A 21,125-nucleotide genomic window follows, 5' to 3' on the forward strand; every position below is an offset into this window, starting at 1 on the left:
GTTGGGCACAAACAGACTTGGATACAAACTGCGAGGACAGCAGATGGGCAGCCCCGAGGCTCCAGTCATCATTTCCGGCGCCGGGCCCGTCGGCCTGATCGCCGCGGCCAACCTTTCCAGGGCCGGCGTGCCCGTGGTGATGCTTGAACGCACGACCGACGTGCCGCGCGACCTGCGCGCCTCGACCTTCCACCCGCCGACGCTCGACATGCTGGCCAAGTTCGGCATCGCCGACCGGCTGGTGGAAAAGGGCCTCGTCTGCCCGCACTGGCAGTATCGCGACCGCGACACCGGGGTCGTCGCGACCTTCGATCTGGGCGTGCTGTCGGACGACACCGCCTATCCGTTCCGCCTGCAATGCGAGCAGTGGAAGATGTCGGACATGCTGCGCGAGGATTTCGCGCAGGCCGGCGGCATCGACCTGCGCTATGGCCACACGGTGACTGGCTTCGTCCAGGACGAGACCGGTGTGACCGTCACCTTCGCCGATCCCGCGGGCGCGCCGGGCGAGATCCGCGGCCGCTACCTGATCGCGGCCGACGGCGCGCACAGCCCGATCCGCAAGCAGCTGGGCGTGAAGTTCGACGGCCAGACCATCCCCGAGATCTTCCTGTCGGTCTCGACCACCTTCGACTTCGGGACGGTGATCCCCGACCTTGCGCCGATCGCCTATGTCTCGGATCCCGACGAATGGAACGTGCTGCTGCGCACGCCAAGCCTGTGGCGGGTGCTGCTGCCGACCGACGCCACGCTGTCGGACGAGCAGATCCGCGATCCCGAGACGATCGAGCGCCGGCTGCAGGGCATCCAGGCCAAGCCCGGCCGCTACGAGATCGTCCACGCCACCGCCTACCGCGTGCACGAGCGCGTGGCCGAGGCCTATGTCCACGGCCGGGTCTTCCTGGCGGGGGATGCCGCGCATCTCAACAATCCGCTGGGCGGGATGGGGATGAACGGCGGCATCCACGATGCGCTCAACCTCACCGACAAGCTGATCGCCGTGCTGGCCGGCGCGCCGGCCGAGACGCTGGGCCGCTACGAGCGGCAGCGCCGCAAGGTCGCGCTCGACACGGTGCAGGCCACGACCCTGCGCAACCGCAAGATGATGTCGGAAAAGGACCCCGCCGCCCGCGCCGCCTATCACGACGAGCTGCGCGGCATCGTCGCCGACCGCGCCAAGCATCGCGCCCACCTGCTGAAGGCCTCGATGATCCAGTCGCTGCGCGACCTCGACGCCGTCGCCTGACCCTTTCTGAACCGGAGAAGACCCGATGACCGACTCGCTCGGCTACCGCATGAAGTTCGGGGTGATCGCCCCCTCGACCAACACGTCCGTGCAGCCCGAATTCGACGATCTGCGCCCGGTGGGCGTGACCAACCACTTCTCGCGCATCGTGATCCCGAACGATCCCGTCGCTAGCGACGCCGATTTCAACGAGCTGGTGATGCGCATCCGCGCCAAGACCATGGAAGCGATCGACAGCGTCATGACCTGCGAGCCGCAGGCGGTGATCATGGGCATGTCGGCCGAGACGTTCTGGGACGGCAAGAGCCGCGCCGACACGCTCAAGGGCCAGGTCGAGGACCGCGCCGGCGTGCCGGTGACCATGGGCTCCGACGCCTGCCGCGCCGCGCTCGAGGCCTATGGCAACATCCGGCGCATCGGCATTGTCACCCCCTACATGCCGATCGGCGACGACATGGTGACGAAGTTCTTCGAGGACTGCGGCTACGAGGTCGCGGGCGTGAAGGGCCTGAAGTGCAAGGGCCCGATGCTGATCGCGCACGAGACGCCGCAGACCCTGCGCGACGCGATCATCGAGATGAACGAGCTTGGCGTCGATGCCGTGATCCAGGCCGGCACCAACCTTGCCATGGCCCGCGTCGCGGCGATGGCCGAGTTCTGGCTCGACAAGCCGGTGATCGCGATCAACACGGCGACCTACTGGCACGCGTTGCGCACCGCCGGGATCACCGACAAGGTGCAGGGCTTCGGCAAGCTGATGTCGCACTTCTGAGCGCGGCCGGCGGGGGAGGGGAAGCCATGACACGTGACGCGATGACGCCGCCGGCGGATCCGGGCGCCGAGGCCGACCCCTCGGCCCGGGCGGCGGTGCGCGCCTACCTGGGGATCCGCGCCGCGATCCTGTCGCACGACCTGCCCCCGCGCAGCCACCTGCGCGAGGAGACCCTGTGCGAGATGACCGGCACCTCGCGCACCCCGGTGCGCGAGGCGCTGCGGCGGCTGGTGGCCGAGGGGCTGGCGACCGAAGAGAACCGCCACCGCTACGTCGCCGATTTCTCGATCTCCGAGATCATGGTGATGTTCGACATGCGCGCCCGGATCGAGGGTTATGCCGCCCGCGTCGCGGCCGAGCGCATCACCGCGCCCGAGATCGACCGCCTGGCCGGGCTGATCGCGGCGATGGACGCGATCGACCTTGCCGACCACGACGCCGCGACCGAGCAGTTCCTGCGGCTGAACGGCCAGTTCCACGACGTGCTGATCGAGGCCTGCCACTCGACCCAGATCCGGATCATGATGCGCCCGGTGGTGGCGGCGCCGGTGGCGATGATCAAGCGCTTCGTCATGGGCCAGCCGCTGAGCATCCGCGCGTCGAACGACCAGCACCGCGAGATCCTGCGCGCGGTGGCCGCCGGCAATCCCGACTGGGCCGAGATGGCGATGCGCGGGCACATCCTGTCGACGCGGCCCCGCGTCTGCCCGCTGCCCGCCGCCCCCGGGCCGCGACCGTGAGCGCGCTGTCGCAGGGCGTGGTGATGCTGACCGGCGCCAGCCGCGGGCTGGGCCGGGCGATGGCGCTGGCACTGGCGGGGCAGGGCGCGCGGCTCGCGCTCTGCGGCGCGACCGGCGGCGCCACGCTCGACGCCGTGGCGGCCGAGGCCCGGGCGGCGGGGGCGGGCGCGGTCTCGACCCATGGCTTCGATGTCGCCGATGCCGCCGCCTGCGCCGCAGCGGTGGCGGCGGCCGAGGCCGCGCTCGGGCCGCTGACGGCGCTGGTCAACAACGCGGGCCTCGGGATGCGCCTGATCTCGGAGCGGTTCACCACCGAGCCCGCGCCCTTCTGGCAGGCCGACCCGGCCGCCTGGCAGCGCATCGTCGCGACCAATGTCAACGGCGCCTTCCACATGGCGCGGGCCGCGGCACCCGGCATGGTGGCGCGCGGCGCGGGCAAGATCGTCAACATCTCGACCTCGGACGTGACGATGGTGCGGCGGGGTTATGCGCCCTACGGCCCGTCGAAGGCCGCGCTCGAGGCGGCGAGCCGCATCTGGGCGCAGGATCTTCAGGGCACCGGCGTGACCTGCAACGTCTTCCTGCCGGGCGGCGCCGCCGATACCGACCTGCTGCCGCCGGGGCCCGACCGGCGCGGGGCCGATGGCAACCTGCTGTCGCCCGCGGTGATGGCGGCCGGGATCGTGTGGCTGTGCGGCCCATGGTCCGACGGGACCACGGGGCGGCGGTTCATCGGCCGGTTCTGGCCCGATCCCGGCGATCCCCCGCCCGCGGCCGCCTGCCCGCCCGTTCCCCGCCCCGCGATCCTGTGAGACCCGCCATGACCCGCCCGCTGTCGACCTATTCCACCCGTGCCCGCATCGGGCTGATCGTGCCGCCGACCAACACGGTGAACGAGGCCGAATGGGCGCGGATCCTGCCCGAGGGCGCGACGGCGCACAGCCAGCGCATGGCGCTGCACACCGACACCACCAGCCCCGCGGGCCGCGCCGCGCTGAAGGACGACCTCGACGCGACGGTGGCGATGCTGGCGCCGATGAAGCCCGACGTCGTCGCCTATGCCTGCACCGCGGGCTCGATGCTGGTGCCGTCCGAGACGCTCGGCGCCGAGATGACCGCGCGCTGCGGCCTGCCGGTGGTGACGACGGCCGATTCCATCGTGCGCGCCCTGCGCGCGCTGGGCGCGGCGCGGATCTCGGTCGTCACGCCCTATGCGCGGAAGACCAACGCCCACGAGGTCGAATTCCTGGCCGCGCACGGGATCGAGGTGCTGGCCATCGCCGGCCTCGGGATCGGCGCCGGCGGCGCGTCGGAATTCCCGCTGATCGCGCAGACCCCGATCGAGCGCATCCGCGCGCTGGTGGCCGACACCTTCGTGCCAGGCAGCGAGGCACTGCTGATCACCTGCACCGATTTCCCCAGCCTGCCGCTGATCGACACGCTCGAGCAGGATCTGGGCGTGCCGGTGATCAGCTCGAACACCGCGACGCTCTGGGCCTGCCTTGGCCATACGCCGGGCGGCCGGGCGGGGATCGGCATCGGCGGTCGGCTGCTGCGCGGCGCCTGACGGGATCAGTCCGCGGCCAGCCTGCGCAAAAGCTCCTCGACCGCCGCGCGCCCGGCGCGGGTCGCGCCGATCGTCGAGGCCGAGGGGCCGTATCCCACCAGATGCAGCCGCGGCTCGGCCGCGACCTGCGTCGCGAGCCGCCCGGTCATCTCGATCCCACCGCGGTCGTTGACCAGCCCCAGCGGCGCGAGATGGTCGAGCGCATTGCCAAAGCCCGTGGCCCAGACGATCGCATCGGCGCGCTGGCGGCGACCGTCGGGCCAGGCCACCCCGTCTTCGGTCAGCCGCTCGAACATCGGCTGCGGCACGAGGATCCCGCGCGCCCGCGCCGCCGCGATCGCGGGCGAGGGTGGCAGCCCGGTGGCCGAGACGAGCGATCCCGGCGGCAGCCCCGCGCGCACCCGCCGCTCGACCCGCGCGACCGCGGCGCGGCCATGCGCCGGGGTGAACGGCCCCTCGTGGAACAGTGGCTGGCTGCGGCTGACCCAGGTCACCTGCGCCACGCGCGAGATCTCCTCGAGGATCTGCACCGCCGAGATCCCGGCCCCGACCACGATCACCGCCTGCCCGGCGAAGCTGTCGGCGGTGCGGTAGTCGCGGGCGTGGATCTGGCGGCCGCGGAACCGCCCGGCGCCGGGATAGGCGGGCCGGTTCGGCGCGTCCCAGGTGCCGGTCGCGTTGATGATGCCCTCGGCGGCCAGCGGCCCGCGATCGGTCTCAAGCCGGAAGCGGCGGCCCTGGCGGGTGACCGACCGCACCGTGACCGGGCGGTGCACCGGCAGGCGGTGGCGATCCTCGTAGGCGCCGAAATAGCGCGGGATCGCCTCGGAGGCGCGGACCTCGCCCGCGGCCGCGGGCGGGGCGACCTCGGCCAGCGACAGCCCGCCCGGCAGGTCGTGCACGCCGTTCACGGTGCTCAGCGTCAGCGAGGGCCAGCGGAACTGCCAGGCGCCGCCGGGGCCCGGCGCACGGTCGAGGATGGTGAAGTCGCGATCGCCCGCCAGCCCCGCCGCCTGCAGGTAGTGCCCCGCCGACAGGCCGGCCTGTCCGCCGCCGATCACGACGACCTTCAGCTTGGGAATTGCGCGCGGGGCCGTCACGGTCGGGCATCCTGTCTGGCGGCTGCCCGGTCGAGGTAGGCGCGCGCCCCCGCCGGCGCAAGAGTGCCTGACCGGGGGAAGACCGGGGGAGCGCCGGTGGGAGGCTCAGGGGCGCGCGGTGGCCGGCTGCAGCCGGCGGCACAGGTGCAGCAGCGCCCGCGCCATCGGCGGTCCCAGCAGCACCACCGCGAACAGCCGCACCGTCTGCAGCGACATGATGAACGAGATGTCGCTGCCGGTCGACAGCGCGATCAGCGCGATCGAGTCGATCGATCCCGGCACCGTGGCAAGCATCCCGCTCATCAGGTCGACCCCGGCGATCAGCGACAGCGCCGCGCCCGAGGCCGCGCACAGCACCAGCAGCAGCACGACCGAAACCACCAGCATCGGCACCGCCCGCGCCCCGCTGCGCATCAGGTCGGGCGTGAAGCGCAGCCCGACCTGCGCGCCGAGGAACAGGTAGGCCAGGGCCACCAGCCAGTGCGGCGCGGCGATGTTGATGCCGTTCAGCCACAGCAGGCTTGCCACCAGCAGCGGCACCAGCGAGGCGCCGGCGGGGATCATCGGCGCGAACCGCGCCGTCAGGATCCCGACCGCGCCCATCGCCGCCGCGATCAGGGTCGAGACGACATCGGGCGGCGGGGCGCCCGCGTCGTGCGGCTGCGCCCCGCCCACCAGCACCGCGCCGACGCCGATCATCGTCGCGATCACCATCAGCAGGCGCAGGATCTGGATGAAGGCCACCATGCGGCTGTCGACGCCGCGCTCGTGCGCCATGGCGATCATCGTGCCCGCCATCCCGGGCAGGAAGCCCCAGACCGTCACGTCGCGGTCAAGCCGCGTCAGCCGCGCCGCGACCAGCCCGACGACACAGGCCAGGGTCAGCGTCAGCACCACGAAGGCGATGACCGTCGGCCAGATCTCGAGCGTGCGGCCCAGCACGGCGGGGTCGAGGTTCAGCGCGATCAGCACGCCGGCGATCGCCTGCCCGAACTGGTGCGGCGCCCGGCCGATGCGGATCGTGGCGCCGCGCAGCGCCATCACCGCGCCGAACAGGATCGGGCCCAGCATCAGCGCGGCCGGGACATGGGCGATCTCGAACACCCGCGCCAGCGCGGCGCCGCCGCCAAGCAGCATCGCCCACTGACCGATCCGAGGCCAGGGCAGGAAGGCAGTCTGGATCATGGATGTCATTCCGGCCGCGACGGCAGCCCGGCCCTCCGTAGCGCGTCCTCGAGGGCGGGGGCAAGCGCGAGAAGCTGCGCATCCGCCCCCGGGCGGGCCACGACCTGGATCCCGACCGGCATCCCTTCGGGCCCGAGGCCCGCCGGCAGGCTGAGAGACGGGGTCCCGAGCAGCGTCCAGCGGATGTTGTAGGCGGCCTGCCCGGTCGAGCCGAGGCCGCGCGGCGCCTCGCCCGGGGCGGCCTGGGTGATCAGCAGGTCGCACCCGCCGAACAGCGCGTCGAGATCGGCGAGCGCCGCGTCGCGCGCCGCGATCCCGGCCTGCCAGCGGGCGAAGGTGATGCCGTCCTGCGCGCGCAGGAAGACATGGGTCGCCGGGTGCAGGCTGTCCCAGTGCAGGTCGCGCTCGGGCGCGAGGCAGGCCGAACCCTCCCAGGCGAAGACGTCGGACTGCGCGGGGCCGAGGCCCTGCCACCAGGCCGGCGCGGTGCGGGTCTCGACCCGGCCGAGGAGGCCCGCCGCCCGGTCCAGCACCGCGATCGCCACATCGGACGGCACGTCCGGGTCCGGCGGCGCGAACAGCCCGATCCGGGGCAGCGCCGGCGCGTCATCGGCAGGCAGCAGCTCGGGCCGGCGCATCGCCGCCGCGGCGAGCAGCGCGCAGTCGCGGCTGTCGCGGGCCATCAGGCCGACCACGTCGAGGCTTTCGGCCAGCGGCTTGACCCCGGTGCGGTCGATCACCCCGCGCGACGCCTTGTAGCCCACGACCCCGCAGAACGAGGCCGGCCGCACCGTCGAGCCCGAGGTCTGGGTGCCGAAGGCGAGCGGGAACAGCCCCGCGCCCAGCCCCGCGGCCGAGCCCGAGGACGATCCGCCCGGCGTGCGCGCGGCATCGAACGGGTTCGTCGTCGCGCCCGGCGCGGCGGTGGCGAATTCTGTGGTCACCGTCTTGCCGATCGCGACCGCGCCCGCGCGGCGCACGATGTGGACCACGCCCGCGTCGCGCGCCGGCCGCACGCCGCCATAGGCGCGCGACCCGTAGCCGGTGGGCATGTCGCCGGTGTCGAGCACGTCCTTCACGCCGATCGGCACCCCGGCCAGCAGGCCGTCGCGCCGGGTCGCGGCCTCGGCCCGGGCGCGGGCGGGGTCGAGATGGGCGAAGGCCCGCAGGTCGGGCTCGCGCGCCGCGATCCGGTCGAGATAGGCCTCGCAGACCGTCTCGGGGGCGAGGGTTCCGGCACGGACCGCGGCGGCGATGGCCCGGGCGGTGGCGGTGGCGGGATCGAAGCGGGTCATGCGGCAAGACTTTCCAGGGCGGGACGGCGGGCGGCCCAGGGGCGCGCGGCCTCGAGCTGACCCGCGAGCGAGAACAGAAGGTCCTCGGCGCCCTGCGCGGCGCCGAAATGGATGCCGACCGGCAGCCCGGCCGGGGTCCAGTGCAGCGGCACCGACATCGCCGGGCAGCCCGAGGCGTTGAACACCGCCGTCAGCGGCGCATGCGACCAGAACCGGTGGAAGAACTGTTCGGGCCCCATGCCGGCGCCGGCCAGCGTGCCAAGCGGCGGCGCCACCTCGGCGGTGACCGGCGACAGGTAGATGTCGTGGCGCGCGAAGAAGGCCCCCATCGCGCGCGAGGTCGCGTGCAGCGCCTGCACCGCGCCAAGGTAGTCCTCGCCCGAGATCGCGGCCGAGCGGCGGACCCAGTCCGCGTTCACCGGCTCGAGCAGCGCCAGCGGGTCGGCGATGCCGCGCGCGGCGGCCAGGCCCTTCACGCCCCGGGCGACGTTGACGGCGGCGACGGTGAACCAGGCCGCGCGCAGCGCCTCGGTGTCATAGGCGGGGGTGGCGGGCTCGACCTCGTGGCCGAGATCGGCCAGCAGCCGCGCGGCCTCCTCGGTCGCGGCGACGACCTCGGGCGCCAGCGGGAAGCCGTCGGGGCCGGTCGTCTGCATCCCGATCCTGAGCCGCCCCGGCGGGCGCGCGACGGCGGCGAGAAACCGCCCCGCCGGCGCCGGGTTGCTTCCCGGGCAGGCCCAGGGATCGCCGATGTCGGGCCCGTGCACGGCGTCGAGAAGCGCCGCGCTGTCGCGCACCGAGCGCGAGATGCCGTGCAGCGTGGCCATCCCGGCCATGCCCTCGGCCTGCGCCGGGCCGGCGGGGGTGCGCAGCCGCGTGGGCTTGAACCCGAAGGTGCCGGTATGGGCGCAGGGCACCCGGATCGACCCGGCCCCGTCCGAGGCCTGCGTCAGCGGCGCCACCCCGGCCGCCACCAGCGCCGCCGCCCCGCCGGACGAGCCGCCAGGCGTGCGCGACAGGTCCCAGGGATTGCGGCAGGGTCCGTGGAAATCGCCCTCGGTGGTGAAGGACAGCGCCAGTTCGGGCGTGTTGGTGCGGCCCATGAACACGAAGCCCGCCCGGCGCAGGCGCGCGCCGGTGGTGCTGTCGGCCGGGGCGCGCAGCCCCTCGTGCAGGCGGGTGCCCGAGGTGATCGGCTCGCCCGCGATGGCGACGCCGGTGTCCTTGAGCCACAGCGGCACGCCGGCAAAGGTCCCCTCGGCCGGGGCGGCCATCGGCGCGAAGTCGTGCACGACGGCGTTCAGCGCCGGGTTCACCGCGGCGGCGCGGCGGCGCGCCTCGGCGACGAAATGGTCGGGCGCGACCTCGCGCGCGCGCACCAGCGCGGCCATGCCTAGCGCGTCGAGCGCATCGTAGTCGGTCATTTCGGGTCTCCGTCGGATGGGGGCGCGTGCCAGTCGAGGCTGTCGGTCGCGCGCGGCAGCGCGGCGCGGGCGCTGCCGTCGGGGCAAAGATCGATCGTGGTGCGTGCCAGCGTCCGGCCGGCGCCGTCGCGGGCGGTGACCGGCCAGCGCCCGGCGGGCGGCAGCAGCTGGTCGGGGGCGAAGTGCCAGCGCGTGCCCTCGCCGGGCGCCGCGGCGCGCAGCGGGGTGGACCAGCCGTGGCCCAGAAGCGCGATCGCCTCGGCCAGCCGGCCGTCGCGGATCGCCGCGCGGATCGCCGAGGACGAGATGCGCCGGCCGCAGGCGCGCTGCTCGTCCAGCACCCGCACCGCGATGCCGTGGCGCCCGGCGCGGGCGACAAGGCCCGCCACCGTGCCTTCGCGCCCGCGGCCAAAGCGGAAATCGGGGCCGACGACGACGGCGCCAAGGCGCAGCCGGTCGTGCAGGATGCGGTCGACGAAGGCATCGGCGGGGGTCGCCGCGAAGGCCGCGTCGAAGCGCGGGGCATAGACAAGCCCGATCCCCGCCGCGGCCAGCAGCCGGTCGCGGGCGCTGCCGGCCGCGATCCGGAACCGCGACGGGCCGGCGAAATACAGCCGCGGATGCGGATCGCACTGCAGGATCGCCAGCGGCACCGCCCGGCGCGCCGCCTCGGCGCGGGCCACGGCGACCAGCGCCGCGTGGCCGCGATGCATCCCGTCGAAACTGCCCAGAAGCATCACCGCCCCCGCCAGGTGGTCGGGCAGGGGCAGGGTGCCGTCGGTCTCGAACGGCGGTGCGGTCACCGGGTCGTGCAGGGGGTCTTGCAGGTCACGCAAGGGTTTCCAGCCAGTCGAACACCTCCTGCACCGCGATGCAGTCGGCGTATTTCTTGTGCATGTCGTAGAGGTTGGCGAAATGGGGGCTTTCGTGCAGGTCGGCCACGCATTCGATCGGCACGATGGTGCGGAAGCTGCGCGACAGCGCGTCCACCACCGTCGCGCGCACGCAGCCCGAGGTCGAGCCGCCGGTGACGATCACGGTGTCGATCTTGTGGAACCGCGCGAGGCTGTCGACATGGGTCTCGAAGAAGGCCGAGGGCATCTTCTTGTTCAGCAGCACGTCCTCGGGCCCGATCTCGGCGCGCGGGTCGATCGCGGCGCGGTCCGAGCCGATCTTGATCATCTTCAGCGCGTCGACATCGTCGCCGCGGGTGCCGAAGACGCCGCAGTCGTCGCCCGAGGGCGAGAAGGCGACATAGGTCCAGATCACCGGCAGCCCCATCGCCCGCACGTGGGTGGCCAGCCTGTTGGTGTATTCGATCTGGCGGGGATCGGTCTCGTAGGCGGTCTTGTAGACGGCGGGCTGCGTATAGGCGCACTGCATGTCGACGTTGATCAGCATCGGGCGGGTGCCGAAGCCGTAGCGGGGGCGCGGGTTCGCGGCGAGGGCCTCGAACATCTGGCGCGCGGTCATGTTGGACAGTTCCATGTCGTCTCCGGGGCGTGATGCCCGGGCGGGTGCCGCCCGGGCGGACTTCGGTCAGCTGCGCGACATCCACTCCAGCCACCTGGGCTGGACGGCAACGGTGTTCTCGGCCCACCAGGCCTCGTCGATGTGCATGTTCTTGGCGGCGTTCTCGGGGAAGCCGGGAAGCTGGCTCTGCATCTCGGGCGGGATCGCGCCGTAGATCGAGGTGTTGGCGACATTGAACGGCAGGGCCGAGGCGTAGTCCAGCATCCCCTCGGGCTGCATCATCCACGCGATCAGCTTCTGCGCCTGTTCGGCCGAGGGCGCCGATTTCGGGATCGTCCAATAGGACTGCTCGACGATCGACTGATTGAAGGTGAAGTCGACCTTGCCGCCCTCGCGCTTCTTCTCTTCCAGCGTGCGGGCGAGCGACGAGCCCATCAGGTCGACCTCGCCGTTCTGCATCAGCACCGCCCATTGCGAGGTCTTCTCGACCCAGAGGTCGATCTTCGGCCGGATCGCGTCCAGCGCCTCGAAGGCCTCGTCGATCTTGATCGGATAGATGTCCTCGGGCGCGACGCCGGCGGCCATCAGCGCGATCTCGAAGCTGGGGCGCGGCTGGGCATAAAGCGCGCGGCGGCCCTTGAAGCGCCCGGTGTCCATCCACTCGGCCCAGCTTTGCGGGCCCTCGGTGCCGAACAGATCGGTGTTCCACGCGATCACGGTCGAGAAGGCGACCGAGCCGATGCCGTATTCGGTGATCACCTTCGGGTCGATCTGCTCGCGCGGGACGACCGAGAACACGAGGTCGTAGTCGATCGGCTGCAGCAGGCCCTTCTGGATGGCGATCTGCATCTGCACGCCTTCGGTGTCGATCAGGTCCCATTCGACGTTGCCGACGCCCTCCATGACCTCGAGCTTGGCCATGTCGGGGATCGAGGTGGTCGAGACGTCGATGCCGGTCGCCGCGGCGAAGGGATCGAACCAGACGCGCTGCATCGTGTCGGAATAGCCGCCGCCCCAGGTGCAGACGACGACCGAGCCGTCGCCCTTCAGCGCGTCGAGGGCGGCGGATTGCGCCAGGGCGCGGCGCGGCGGCAGGCCGGCCAGGCCAAGCCCGGCGGTGGCGCCGAGACCGGCAAGGATCTGGCGACGGGAAGGCGTGCGGATCATGGGCGAAACTCCGTGTGGCAAGGGGAAGCCTCGAAACCGCCGGCCGGTGTGAAAGGGGTCACCGGCCGGCGTCGTCCGGTCCGCCCGAGGGGGGCGACCGGGATCCCGGGCGGGCGGTTACTGACGGCTCAGCCAGTCGAGCCAGCGCGTGCGCACCTCTTCTCCGTTGTCGAGCCACCACTGGGCGTCGATCTTGTGGGCGGTCTTGGCGTTGTCGGGCGCGCCGGGCAGCTTGGCCTTCAGCTCGGGTGCGAGGTCGTCATAGACCGCGACGTTGGTCATGCCGTAATAGGGCAGCAGCTCCAGCGCGGCCTTCGCGCCCTGCTCGCGCACCGTCCAGGCGACCAGCTTCTGCGCGTCCTCGACATTCGGCGCCCCCTTCGGGATCGTCCAGTAGGACTGCTCCGAGATCGACTGGCTGTAGGTCAGGTCATAGGGCTCGCCCGCGATGATCTGGGCCATGGTGCGCGCCAGCGACGAGCCCATCAGGTCGACCTCGCGGTTCTGGATCAGCACGTCCCACTGCGAGGTCTTCTCGACCCACAGATCCACCTTCGGCCCGATCGCGTCGAGCGCCGCGAAGGCCTCGTCGATGTCCATCGGGTAAAGGGTGTTGGGCGCGTGGCCCGCGGCCATCATCGCGATCTCGAGCGCGGGCTTGGGATTGGCGTAAAGCGCGCGGCGGCCGGGGTAGGTGTCGGTGTCGAAGAACTCGGTCCAGGTCTGCGGCCCGCCGTCGGGGAACAGCGTCTTGTTCCAGGCGATGACGGTCGAGAACGACACCGAACCGACGCCGTACTTGGTCAGCACCGCCTGGTCGAGATCCTCTTTCGGCACCAGCGAGAGCAGCAGGTCGTAGTCGATGGGCTCGAGCAGGTCGTCCTGCATCGCCATCAGCATCTGGTTGCCCTCGAAATCGACCATGTCCCATTCGACATTGCCGACCTGGGCCATGATCTTCAGCTTGGCGACGTCGGGGACCGAGGTGAACGAGATGTCGATGCCGGTCGCCTCGGGGAAGTCCCCGTACCAGGCCTCGTGCATCTTCTCGACGGTCGGGCCGCCCCAGTTGTTGACGATCAGCGTGCCCGAGCCCTTGAACGTGTCGGGGATGCTGTCCTGGGCCAGCGCGGGCGAGGCGAGGCCGAGGGCCGTGGCGAGCGCGAGCGCGGCTCGAAGCTTGGTCATGTGTGGGTTCTCCTGTCGGGGGAAGCGGGCCGGTTTTCCGGCCTCGTATCGGGAAGGCGGGTCGCGGCGGCTCAGCTGGCCATCGCGTGGCTCATTGCCGGGGCCCAGGACAGGCGCCGGACATCGCCGGGGACCGGGGCCACCGACAGCCCGTCGGTCTGGCGGGTGACGATGACGGGTCCAAGCTCGGTGTCGAACTGGATGCGCAGCAGCGACCCGAGGAAGCGCGCGTCGGTGACGGTGCCGGTCAGCGCCCAGCCCGGGGCCTCGGGATCGTCCATGCGGATCACCTCGGGGCGCACGCACAGCACCGCCCCGCCGCTGCGCGGTGCCGGCAGCGGCAGCGACCGACCGCCCAGCGACAGCGCGCCGCCAAGCGCCGTTCCGCGGAACAGGTTGGATTCGCCGAAGAAGTCGGCGACGAAGCTGTTCGCGGGCGCCAGGTACAGGTCCTTGGGCGTCGCCACCTGCTGGATCCGGCCGTGGTTCATCACCGCGACCCGGTCGGACATGTTCAGCGCCTCTTCCTGGTCGTGGGTGACGAAAATCACCGTCTGGCCAAGCTCGCGCTGCAGGCTGCGGATCTCGCGCTGCATGTCGACGCGCAGGTTGCGGTCCAGCGCCGAGAGCGGCTCGTCCATCAACAGCGCCCGGGGCGAGAAGGCGATGGCGCGCGCCAGCGCGATGCGCTGCTGCTGGCCGCCCGACAGCTGCGGGATACGCCGGTCGGCGAAATCGCCCATGTGCACCCGGTCGAGCGCCCAGGCCACCAGCCGCGCCTGCTCGGCCTTCGGCACGCCGCGCGCCTTCAGCGGATAGGCCACGTTCTGCGCCACAGTCATGTGCGGGAACAGCGCATAGCTTTGGAACACGACGCCGATGTCGCGCTGGTGCGGCGGCGTGCGCGAGATGTCGCGCTCGCCCAGCATCAGCCGGCCCGCATCGGGCGAGATGAAGCCCGCGATCAGCATCAGCAGCGTCGTCTTGCCCGAGCCCGAGGGGCCGAGGATGGTCAGGAACTCGCCGGGCTGCACGGCGAAGTCGGCCTCGGCCACGGCAGCCTTGTCGCCGTAGAACTTCGTCAGGCGCTGGAACTGGATGCCGAAGCCGCGCTGGGTCTCGGTCCGGGCGGGCGGCGGAGGGGAGATCGTGTCTTTCATCGGGGGCATCTTTCCGGTCGGGGAAGGTCCGGTCGGGGAAGGGCGGGGGGACGGGGAAGGGCGGGGGGGCGTGCCGGGCAGGCCCGTGGTGTCGGGGGCGAAGCGCTCGGCCGTCGCCGCGGCCGAGAGAGAGCGCGGCGCGGCGCGGCGCCGGCGGCGCTGCCACAGCGCGTGCAGCGCAAGGAAGCCCAGCACGAGGTAAAGCTGGATCGAGGCGATCGAGGTGATGGTCTTGTCGAGCCCGTTCTGCGTCAGGCTTTCGTAGATCTTGCGCGGCAGCGTCTCGAACCGCGGGCCCGCCAGCAGCTGTGCCAGCACCACCTCGTCGAAGGAGAAGACGAAGGCGAAGACGGCGGCGGCCAGGATCGCGGGCAGCAGCAGCGGCAGCGTCACGAAGACCAGCGTGCGCCACTGCCCCGCCCCAAGCGAGGCCGAGGCGCGTTCCAGCGCCGCATCGAGCGAGGCGAGGCGGCTCATCACCGGCATCACCACGAAGGGCAGCACGACGATCGCATGCGCCATGGCCAGCGGCCAGACCGCGCCCAGAAGCTTCATCTTGGCGAAGACGATATAGAGCCCGACGCCGATCACCATCAGCGGCACGATCATCGGCGCGATGAAGAACATCTTCATCACCTTGGCCACGCGCTTGTCCTCGATGCGGTGGATGCCGACGGCGGCGGCGGTGCCGATCGCCGTGGCCAGCAGCGTCGCCAGCCCCGCGACCTGCAGCGACAGCCACGCGGTGCGGCCCCAGCGCGGGTCGTCCACCAGCTCGGTGTACCATTCGAACGACAGCTCGCGCGGCGGGAAGGTGATCGCCTGTCCCTGCCCGAACGAGATCGGCACCAGGAACAGCACCGGCAGCGCCAGCAGCACCAGCGCCACCCAGCCGTAGATCTTCATCGCGGTCAGGGTGCGCCCCTTGGCCAGAAGCTCCATCTCAGCGCCCTCCGCGGTCATAAAGCCGGTCGACGCCGGCGATGCGGTCGTAGATCACCAGCAGCGCGAGGCAGATCACCAGCAGCACCATCGAGGTCGCGGCGGCCAGCTGCAGGTTGCCCAGCTGCTGGATCTGGTCGCGGATCGCCAGCACGATGGTCGGCGCGCGGCCGCCGCCGAGGATCGCGGGCGTGATGAAGAAGCCGAAGGCCAGCGTGAAGACCAGCATCGACCCCGCCACCAGCCCCGGCAGCGACAGCGGCAGGTAGATCTGGCGGAACACCATCGCCGGCGTCGCGCCAAGGCTCAGCGCGGCGCGGACATAGGCCGGGTCGATCGCCTTCATCGCCGGGATCAGCGTCACGACCATGAACGGCAGCAGGATGTGGATCATGCCGACATAAACCCCGAACTGGTTGTAGACCAGTTCCAGCGGCTGGTCGGTCAGGCCGGTGCCGACCAGGAAGTTGTTCACGATGCCCCGGCGCTGCAGGATGATGATCCAGCTGAAGGTGCGCGCCAGGAACGACAGCCACAGCGCCACGAACAGCGTCACCGCCATCCACTGGTTGAAGCGCGACGGGATGTTCACCATCAGGTAGGCGATCGGGTAGGCCATCACCGCGCAGATGACGGTGGTGATCACCGCCAGCTGCAGCGTGAAGCCCAGAAGCCGCAGGTAGACCGGCTGCAGCAGCGCCTCGTAGCCCGCCAGCGGCGGGTTCGACGACCCGCCGCCGAAGCTCATCCACACCAGCACGAGGATCGGCGCCACGAACAGCACCACCATCGCGATCATCGGCACCGCCATCAGCGAAAGCGTCAGCCCCCGCCGCTGCCGGTCCCAGGCGGTCATGCCCACCGGCGCCGAGGGGCGCAGCGTGCCGAGCCCGGGGTTGAGGTCTGCCTGCGCCATGAAGCCTCCTCAGACCGCCATCTCGGGGATCGCGATGCGGCCCCGGTCGACGATGGTCACCCCGTCGAGCGACAGCGAGGTCTTCCGCAGCGGGATGTCCATGTGGCACATCGTGTCGTTCTTGCCGCCAAGCTCGGTGTTCGGCCCGGTCGAGAACAGCACGTTGCCGTAATAGCTCAGCGAGTTGACCGAGATCTCGGCCGGCCGCGTGCGGGTGATCGCGCGGTGATACCAGGTGGCGCTGTCCAGCAGGCCCCAGCCGATGTGGCTGATCGCATAGGCGCGCGGGTCGTTGAAGCTGGCCATGTAGTCCGACAGCAGCGCCGCATCCATGCCGTCGCCGTCGATCCCGGTGACGAAGCCGTCGGTGATCGTCAGCTTCACCGGGCTCTCGATCATCCGCTGGAAGGCGGTGACCGTGTCGCCCGGCATCACCATGACCGTGCCGTTGACGCGGCCGTCATGCGCCTGGCTCAGCACCTGGCCGGTACCCATGTGGTCCCAGCGGCCGGGGGTGTCGGTATAGCCGTACTGGGTCATCACCCGGTAGCCGCCCATCTCGAAGGTGCAGTCGGTGCCGGCGTCGGACCAGATGCGCAGCACCTCGGCCGTCTTCAGCAGGCCCTCGCCGAACTCGATCCGCCGGCGCAGGTCGGGGTTGGGGAAGTTCTGCACGAGGATGTCGAAGGGCTCGCGCACGAACAGCATCCGCGCGCCGGCGGCGGTGATCTCGTCCTGCTCGGGCGAGAACAGGGTGCCCATCACGTCGACGATCAGGTCGGCCTTCTTCAGCGCCTCGATCGCCGGGCGGTTGCCGGCAAGCGCGTTCTTGCCCGTGGTCTGGCGGTCGGTGCGCCGCTCGCGCAGCGGCACCGTGACCTGGAACGGCGTCGCCCCCAGCTCGCGCGCGGCGATCAGGAACGCCTGCGCGTAATCGGCGCGGATGTCGTCCTCGCACAGCACGATCACCGTCTCGTGCGGCTGCAGCTTGCACAGTTTCAGCTGTTCGGTGAACAGCCGCACCATCTCGACCTGGCTTGCCATGGCAGGTTCCTCCTTACAGACCGGCCGCGATGCGGGCCTTGCCGACAAGGCCCGAGCGGTCGAATTCGTTGACCAGGCGCTCGCGCATCCGCGGGGCGGGGCTGGCGTTGACGTTCTCGAACAGCGCCACCCGGCCGGCGAGCGACGAGCAGGTCAGGTCCCAGATGAAGTTCATCAGCTGCTCTTTCTGCATGCCGCTCACGCCCTTGCCCGGCAGCAGCTCGGCCAGGTGGTGACCGATGTCGGGGTTCTCGAACGCAGCGCGGCCGAAACGCATCACCAGGCCTTGGCCGCACATCTCCTGCAGGACGTGGATGATGTGGGGATAGTTGCGGATCGCATAGAGCCGGCCGGTGGTCAGCATCATCACGTCCGGCACCATCACGCCCGAGTCGTTGACGAAGGCGCCGGCCTCGGCCGCCAGCACGAAGGCCTCGAGCGTGCGGTTGTACTCGATGATCTCGGCCAGCATCGAGCGGACGGCGGGGATCTGGTCGGTCCCGAGGATCTCGGTCACCATCTGCGCGCAGCCGACGAAGATCTCGGATTTCACCTTCAGCCGGGTCAGCACGTGCCAGTGCGCGAAGATCGTGGCCTTGCCCGAAATCGCAAGCCCGTGTTCCGACCCCAGATTGAAGATCCGGTTCTTGGGCACCCAGACGTTGTCGAAGATCACCAGCTGGTCGGCTTCCTCGCCCTTGTGGGTCAGCGGATGGTCGAACGGGTCGGCGCCCGGGTTCGACAGCATCTCGCGCGACACCAGCTTGATGCCGTCCGAATTGATCGGCACCGCGCCCCAGACGCAGGCCTCGGGCGGGGTGCCCGGATAGCCGAGGTTCGAGAAGAAGATCTCGTTGGTCTGCGCCGCGATCGAGCCGACGGACTTCGCGCCCGAGATGCGGATCCCGTCCTTCTCGACCGACTTCACGCGCAGCAGCGATGCCGCCTGCGCCATCGGCGACGAGCGGTCGTTCTGCGGGCCGGTCAGGCTCTCGGCGCAGGTGATCGAGTTCATGCGCCCGAACTCGACATAGTCCTGCACGTTCTGCGCGAAGTCCGGCTGGCAGGCGTCGAAGGCCGACTTGAAGCCCTGGAACATGTGCAGATGGGCAAGGATGCCGACGGCGAGCGTCGGGCCAAGGTCCATCGGCCGTCCGAAGGTCCCGACCGAGCGCAGCGCGGTGTGCTCCATCATCTCGCGGCGGCCGCGGATGTCCTCGATCGTCTCGGGCACCTGCCACGACCGGCCGACGCGCAGGCCGGTCTTGCGGTCGATCGTCGTGGTCGCCTCCTCGAAGGCCGGGTCGAACTGGTCGTCGAAGATCGACGCCATCAGGTCGATGCCGGCTTCCAGCGCCGGCTCGTCGGTGACGCGGGCAAGCTTGCGGCCATTCACCCAAAGCTGGCGGCCGTCGTCGAGCGAGGCCTTGAACTGGGCGCCGGTCTTCAGCGCATGGGCGGGCTTGGTCTGGGGGGCGAGACTGTTCATGCGAGGGTGTCCATCGGTCCGGCATCGGCAGAGGTCGCGGTTGGCCGGAGGTTGGTTGGTCGAGCGATTCGGCGTCAACCAAATCGTCCTGATGCCCAACCATAGGTCTGGTTGTTGATTGCAAAAAAGCGGAGAGTTTTCGCAGATCGCAACGATGACGGGAAAATGACGGCCTGAAAGTCCGCGCCGAATATCAATAAATTGCTGTTTGTAAGGTATTTTATCCGTTCATCTTTCGCCTGAATTTAGGGCGTGCCGGATCTGGCAGCGGCGGGAAAACGCATCAACCAAAATCGCAACCAAAGTGGTTCCGGGTCATCGACCAAAGATGAAGGTCGAATGGCTCAATTTGGTTTGCCTTTTGGCCCGCGGTTGGTCGAAGCTTGGGCAAGACCCCCGCGATCCGGCCGGCAGACCCGCCGGTGCCGCGATCCCGGGGCCCCTGACGGAACGGACGGCGCAGATGAACGACCCCCAGGCGATGATCGACGAGGTGGCAGAGCGGATCCGCGCGCTGTCGGGAGAGGGGCGGCTGCCGGCCGAACGCGCGCTGGCAGACCGGCTGGGGGTGAACCGCTACGTGCTGCGCAAGGCGCTTGGCCAGCTGCGCGCCGGCGACGAGATCCCGGCAAGCCAGCCGCGCAACCGCGGCAAGCGCCGCGCCGCCGGGATCGCGGCGCATGACATCGCCGAGCTGACCAGCCCGGCCGAGCTGTGGGAGGTGCGCCTCTCGCTCGAGCCCGAGCTTGCGCGGCTGGCCGCGGTGCGCGGCACCACGGCCGAGATCGAGGCGATCGCGGCCGCCCATGCGCGGTCGCAGGCGGCGGTCTTCGATCTCGAGATCGACATCGCCTTCCACCGCGCCATCGCCGTCGCCAGCCACAACGCGCTGGCGCTGCACCTGATGGAGCAGGTGATGGACGTGACCCGCGATCCGGCGTTCCGGCAGAAATTCCCCGCCTTCACCGCCGAAACCGGCTGGCGCCACCACCAGATGCTGGTCGACGCGATCCGCACCCGCCACGCGACCGAGGCCGAGGAGGCGATGCGCCTGCACCTGACCGCGATCCTGCAATGGCTGAACGGCGGCGCCGATCCCGGGCGCTATGCCCTGAAGTGACCCATCCCCCAGCACAAGACCGGAGGCCCGGATGACCGACCTCAGCCCCACCCCCGTCCTGCCGCCCGATGCCGGCGGCTTCCGCGCCGCGATGCGGCTGCCCGCGACCTCGGTCACGGTGATCGCCGCCGGCACCGGGGCCGCCCGCTCGGGCCTCACCGCCTCGGCGGTCTGTTCGCTGTCGGACAGCCCGCCGATGATCCTGGCCTGCGTGAACCAGTCCTCCCCGGCCCTTGCCGTGATCCGCGAGACCGGCTGCTTCAGCGCGAACTTCCTGACCGACGCCCAGGCCGCGGTGGCCGAGCGGTTTGCCGGGCGCACCCGCATCTACGGCGCCGAACGCTTCGACGAGGGGGACTGGGGCACGCTCGCCTCGGGCGCCCCGGTGCTGCGCGACGCGCTCGCCATCTTCGACTGCGCGCTGGAGCAGGAGCACGACAGCCCCACCCATGCGATCCTCGTCGGGCGCGTTCTTGGCATCCTGCATGACGACGCGCGGCGCAGCCTGGTCTATTCCGCCGGCCGCTTCGCCTTTCCCGCGGCGCTCGCGCCCTGACGGCCCCCCCCGACTGCGGCCCCGACTGCGGTGCTGCGACCGCGCCCGGCGCCGGGTCAGGCCAGCACGGCCGACAGGATGCGGTGGATCGACTGCAGGTGCAGCCGCATCGCGGTCTCGGCGGCGTCGGCGTCGCGCCGGGCGATCGCGGCGACGATGGCGTGATGCTCCTCGGCGTCATGTTCGGGGTGCATGTGCGCGACCTGCGAGCTGACCCTCACCTCGCGGTCGATCGCGCGCAGCAGGTCGTGCAGCCGCCGGGCCAGGCCGTTTCCGGCGGCGGCGGCGATCATCCGGTGCAGGTCGGCCGGGCGCGCCGCCTGCGGGCCGCGCCCGGTCCCGCCGAAGGCCGCGCGCATCTCGGCGATCTGGTTGGGCGTCGCGCGCAGCGCCGCAAGCCGCGCCAGCGCCGGCTCGATCATCAGCCGCATCTCGATGACCTCGACCGGGTTGGTGTCGCCGGCCAGCGCATCGGCCCGCGCCGCGTCGGGCGCGGCCCGTGCGGCGGCCCGTGGCGCCGGCCGGGGCAGGGCGCCGCGGTCGCGCAGCGCCTGCAGCGCGCGGCGCAGCTGGTGGCGCCTGACCCCCAGCCGGTCGGCCAGCGCCCGCTCGGCCGGCAGCCGGCCCTCGGCTCCGGCCACGTGCAGGATCTCGGCCGAGAGATGCGCGATCCAGGGATCCGCCACCTCCGGCCCGCCGGTCCCGTCCCTGCCTCCGGTCTCGTCCCGATCGGCTGTCATC

General features: G+C 71.2%; 20 protein-coding genes. 7 read left to right on the forward strand and 13 right to left on the reverse strand.

Annotated elements, in window-relative coordinates:
- The first annotated feature begins 43 nt into the window (after window positions 1-43).
- Genes V8J39_RS21155 through V8J39_RS21175 form a run of 5 tightly spaced genes read left to right on the forward strand, consistent with a single transcriptional unit; the run spans window position 44 to window position 4,325 of the window.
- Entirely contained in the window at window positions 44-1,246 is a 1,203-nt protein-coding gene (locus V8J39_RS21155) for an FAD-dependent oxidoreductase (RefSeq protein WP_336462962.1), read from the forward strand.
- A 25-nt stretch (window positions 1,247-1,271) separates the two neighbouring features.
- Complete coding sequence (locus V8J39_RS21160; RefSeq protein WP_336462963.1) at window positions 1,272-2,018, forward strand: maleate cis-trans isomerase family protein; 747 nt, start codon at window positions 1,272-1,274, stop codon at window positions 2,016-2,018.
- A gap of 26 nt (window positions 2,019-2,044) precedes the next feature.
- The gene (locus V8J39_RS21165; RefSeq protein WP_336462964.1) at window positions 2,045-2,758 is read left to right on the forward strand and encodes a GntR family transcriptional regulator; all 714 of its coding nucleotides are present in this window, start codon (window positions 2,045-2,047) and stop codon (window positions 2,756-2,758) included.
- Complete coding sequence (locus tag V8J39_RS21170) at window positions 2,755-3,570, forward strand: SDR family NAD(P)-dependent oxidoreductase (protein WP_336462965.1); 816 nt, start codon at window positions 2,755-2,757, stop codon at window positions 3,568-3,570. The genes V8J39_RS21165 and V8J39_RS21170 overlap by 4 nt, the downstream gene beginning before the upstream one ends.
- Before the next feature lie 8 nt (window positions 3,571-3,578).
- On the forward strand, window positions 3,579-4,325 hold the full coding sequence (locus V8J39_RS21175) for a maleate cis-trans isomerase family protein (protein WP_336462966.1): 747 nt from the start codon (window positions 3,579-3,581) through the stop codon (window positions 4,323-4,325).
- A gap of 5 nt (window positions 4,326-4,330) precedes the next feature.
- On the opposite strand, the gene V8J39_RS21180 is transcribed toward V8J39_RS21175, so the two are convergent.
- The 12 genes from V8J39_RS21180 to V8J39_RS21235 all read right to left on the reverse strand — a co-directional run bounded on the left by V8J39_RS21180 (window position 4,331) and on the right by V8J39_RS21235 (window position 18,708).
- Window positions 4,331-5,425 (reverse strand): NAD(P)-binding domain-containing protein, encoded by a 1,095-nt coding sequence (locus V8J39_RS21180; protein ID WP_336462967.1) that lies wholly within the window; start codon window positions 5,423-5,425, stop codon window positions 4,331-4,333.
- Between the two features lie 105 nt (window positions 5,426-5,530).
- Complete coding sequence (locus tag V8J39_RS21185) at window positions 5,531-6,610, reverse strand: AbrB family transcriptional regulator (RefSeq protein WP_336462968.1); 1,080 nt, start codon at window positions 6,608-6,610, stop codon at window positions 5,531-5,533.
- Between the two features lie 5 nt (window positions 6,611-6,615).
- Window positions 6,616-7,905, reverse strand: coding sequence for an amidase (locus V8J39_RS21190; RefSeq protein WP_336462969.1), 1,290 nt, complete (start codon window positions 7,903-7,905; stop codon window positions 6,616-6,618).
- Complete coding sequence (locus V8J39_RS21195) at window positions 7,902-9,329, reverse strand: amidase (RefSeq protein WP_336462970.1); 1,428 nt, start codon at window positions 9,327-9,329, stop codon at window positions 7,902-7,904. Before V8J39_RS21195 ends, V8J39_RS21190 begins: the two co-directional genes overlap by 4 nt.
- Window positions 9,326-10,165 (reverse strand): hypothetical protein, encoded by an 840-nt coding sequence (locus tag V8J39_RS21200; RefSeq protein ID WP_336462971.1) that lies wholly within the window; start codon window positions 10,163-10,165, stop codon window positions 9,326-9,328. The genes V8J39_RS21195 and V8J39_RS21200 overlap by 4 nt, the downstream gene beginning before the upstream one ends.
- The gene (locus tag V8J39_RS21205; protein WP_336462972.1) at window positions 10,158-10,817 is read right to left on the reverse strand and encodes an isochorismatase family protein; all 660 of its coding nucleotides are present in this window, start codon (window positions 10,815-10,817) and stop codon (window positions 10,158-10,160) included. Before V8J39_RS21205 ends, V8J39_RS21200 begins: the two co-directional genes overlap by 8 nt.
- A 51-nt stretch (window positions 10,818-10,868) precedes the next feature.
- On the reverse strand, window positions 10,869-11,969 hold the full coding sequence (locus V8J39_RS21210; RefSeq protein WP_336462973.1) for an extracellular solute-binding protein: 1,101 nt from the start codon (window positions 11,967-11,969) through the stop codon (window positions 10,869-10,871).
- Window positions 11,970-12,086: 117 nt separating this feature from the next.
- The gene (locus tag V8J39_RS21215) at window positions 12,087-13,157 is read right to left on the reverse strand and encodes an extracellular solute-binding protein (RefSeq protein ID WP_336462974.1); all 1,071 of its coding nucleotides are present in this window, start codon (window positions 13,155-13,157) and stop codon (window positions 12,087-12,089) included.
- 71 nt (window positions 13,158-13,228) lie between these two features.
- Window positions 13,229-15,259 (reverse strand): ATP-binding cassette domain-containing protein, encoded by a 2,031-nt coding sequence (locus V8J39_RS21220; RefSeq protein WP_336462975.1) that lies wholly within the window; start codon window positions 15,257-15,259, stop codon window positions 13,229-13,231.
- Between the two features lies 1 nt (window position 15,260).
- Entirely contained in the window at window positions 15,261-16,175 is a 915-nt protein-coding gene (locus V8J39_RS21225; protein ID WP_336462976.1) for an ABC transporter permease, read from the reverse strand.
- Between the two features lie 9 nt (window positions 16,176-16,184).
- A complete protein-coding gene (locus tag V8J39_RS21230) occupies window positions 16,185-17,219 on the reverse strand; it encodes a leucyl aminopeptidase (protein ID WP_336462977.1) in 1,035 nt (344 codons plus the stop codon).
- A 13-nt stretch (window positions 17,220-17,232) separates the two neighbouring features.
- Window positions 17,233-18,708, reverse strand: a complete 1,476-nt coding sequence (locus tag V8J39_RS21235; protein ID WP_336462978.1) for a 4-hydroxyphenylacetate 3-hydroxylase N-terminal domain-containing protein — start codon at window positions 18,706-18,708, stop codon at window positions 17,233-17,235.
- Between the two features lie 463 nt (window positions 18,709-19,171).
- On the opposite strand from V8J39_RS21235, the gene V8J39_RS21240 reads away from it, so the two are divergent.
- Together V8J39_RS21240 and V8J39_RS21245 are read left to right on the forward strand one after the other, a co-directional pair.
- Window positions 19,172-19,828: a FadR/GntR family transcriptional regulator gene (locus V8J39_RS21240; protein WP_336462979.1), complete on the forward strand. Its 657-nt coding sequence runs from the start codon at window positions 19,172-19,174 to the stop codon at window positions 19,826-19,828.
- A 31-nt stretch (window positions 19,829-19,859) separates the two neighbouring features.
- Window positions 19,860-20,384: a flavin reductase family protein gene (locus tag V8J39_RS21245; protein ID WP_336462980.1), complete on the forward strand. Its 525-nt coding sequence runs from the start codon at window positions 19,860-19,862 to the stop codon at window positions 20,382-20,384.
- 56 nt (window positions 20,385-20,440) lie between these two features.
- Here V8J39_RS21245 and V8J39_RS21250 read toward each other — a convergent pair whose 3' ends face one another.
- Window positions 20,441-21,124: a FadR/GntR family transcriptional regulator gene (locus tag V8J39_RS21250; protein WP_336462981.1), complete on the reverse strand. Its 684-nt coding sequence runs from the start codon at window positions 21,122-21,124 to the stop codon at window positions 20,441-20,443.
- Window position 21,125: the final 1 nt, after the last annotated feature.

It is taken from the genome of Frigidibacter sp. MR17.24 (assembly GCF_037095655.1).
Lineage (GTDB): Bacteria > Pseudomonadota > Alphaproteobacteria > Rhodobacterales > Rhodobacteraceae > Frigidibacter.

Bases quoted from the DNA above. Each gene is read 5' to 3' on its own strand.
- V8J39_RS21195 (WP_336462970.1), bottom strand. From the start codon at position 9,329: ATGACCGACTACGATGCGCTCGACGCGCTAGGCATGGCCGCGCTGGTG.
- V8J39_RS21240 (WP_336462979.1), top strand. From the start codon at position 19,172: ATGAACGACCCCCAGGCGATGATCGACGAGGTGGCAGAGCGGATCCGC.
- V8J39_RS21235 (WP_336462978.1), bottom strand. From the start codon at position 18,708: ATGAACAGTCTCGCCCCCCAGACCAAGCCCGCCCATGCGCTGAAGACC.
- V8J39_RS21250 (WP_336462981.1), bottom strand. From the start codon at position 21,124: ATGACAGCCGATCGGGACGAGACCGGAGGCAGGGACGGGACCGGCGGG.
- V8J39_RS21220 (WP_336462975.1), bottom strand. From the start codon at position 15,259: ATGGAGCTTCTGGCCAAGGGGCGCACCCTGACCGCGATGAAGATCTAC.
- V8J39_RS21210 (WP_336462973.1), bottom strand. From the start codon at position 11,969: ATGATCCGCACGCCTTCCCGTCGCCAGATCCTTGCCGGTCTCGGCGCC.
- V8J39_RS21185 (WP_336462968.1), bottom strand. From the start codon at position 6,610: ATGATCCAGACTGCCTTCCTGCCCTGGCCTCGGATCGGTCAGTGGGCG.
- V8J39_RS21225 (WP_336462976.1), bottom strand. From the start codon at position 16,175: ATGGCGCAGGCAGACCTCAACCCCGGGCTCGGCACGCTGCGCCCCTCG.
- V8J39_RS21165 (WP_336462964.1), top strand. From the start codon at position 2,045: ATGACACGTGACGCGATGACGCCGCCGGCGGATCCGGGCGCCGAGGCC.
- V8J39_RS21155 (WP_336462962.1), top strand. From the start codon at position 44: ATGGGCAGCCCCGAGGCTCCAGTCATCATTTCCGGCGCCGGGCCCGTC.
- V8J39_RS21160 (WP_336462963.1), top strand. From the start codon at position 1,272: ATGACCGACTCGCTCGGCTACCGCATGAAGTTCGGGGTGATCGCCCCC.
- V8J39_RS21205 (WP_336462972.1), bottom strand. From the start codon at position 10,817: ATGGAACTGTCCAACATGACCGCGCGCCAGATGTTCGAGGCCCTCGCC.
- V8J39_RS21230 (WP_336462977.1), bottom strand. From the start codon at position 17,219: ATGGCAAGCCAGGTCGAGATGGTGCGGCTGTTCACCGAACAGCTGAAA.
- V8J39_RS21175 (WP_336462966.1), top strand. From the start codon at position 3,579: ATGACCCGCCCGCTGTCGACCTATTCCACCCGTGCCCGCATCGGGCTG.
- V8J39_RS21190 (WP_336462969.1), bottom strand. From the start codon at position 7,905: ATGACCCGCTTCGATCCCGCCACCGCCACCGCCCGGGCCATCGCCGCC.
- V8J39_RS21245 (WP_336462980.1), top strand. From the start codon at position 19,860: ATGACCGACCTCAGCCCCACCCCCGTCCTGCCGCCCGATGCCGGCGGC.
- V8J39_RS21215 (WP_336462974.1), bottom strand. From the start codon at position 13,157: ATGACCAAGCTTCGAGCCGCGCTCGCGCTCGCCACGGCCCTCGGCCTC.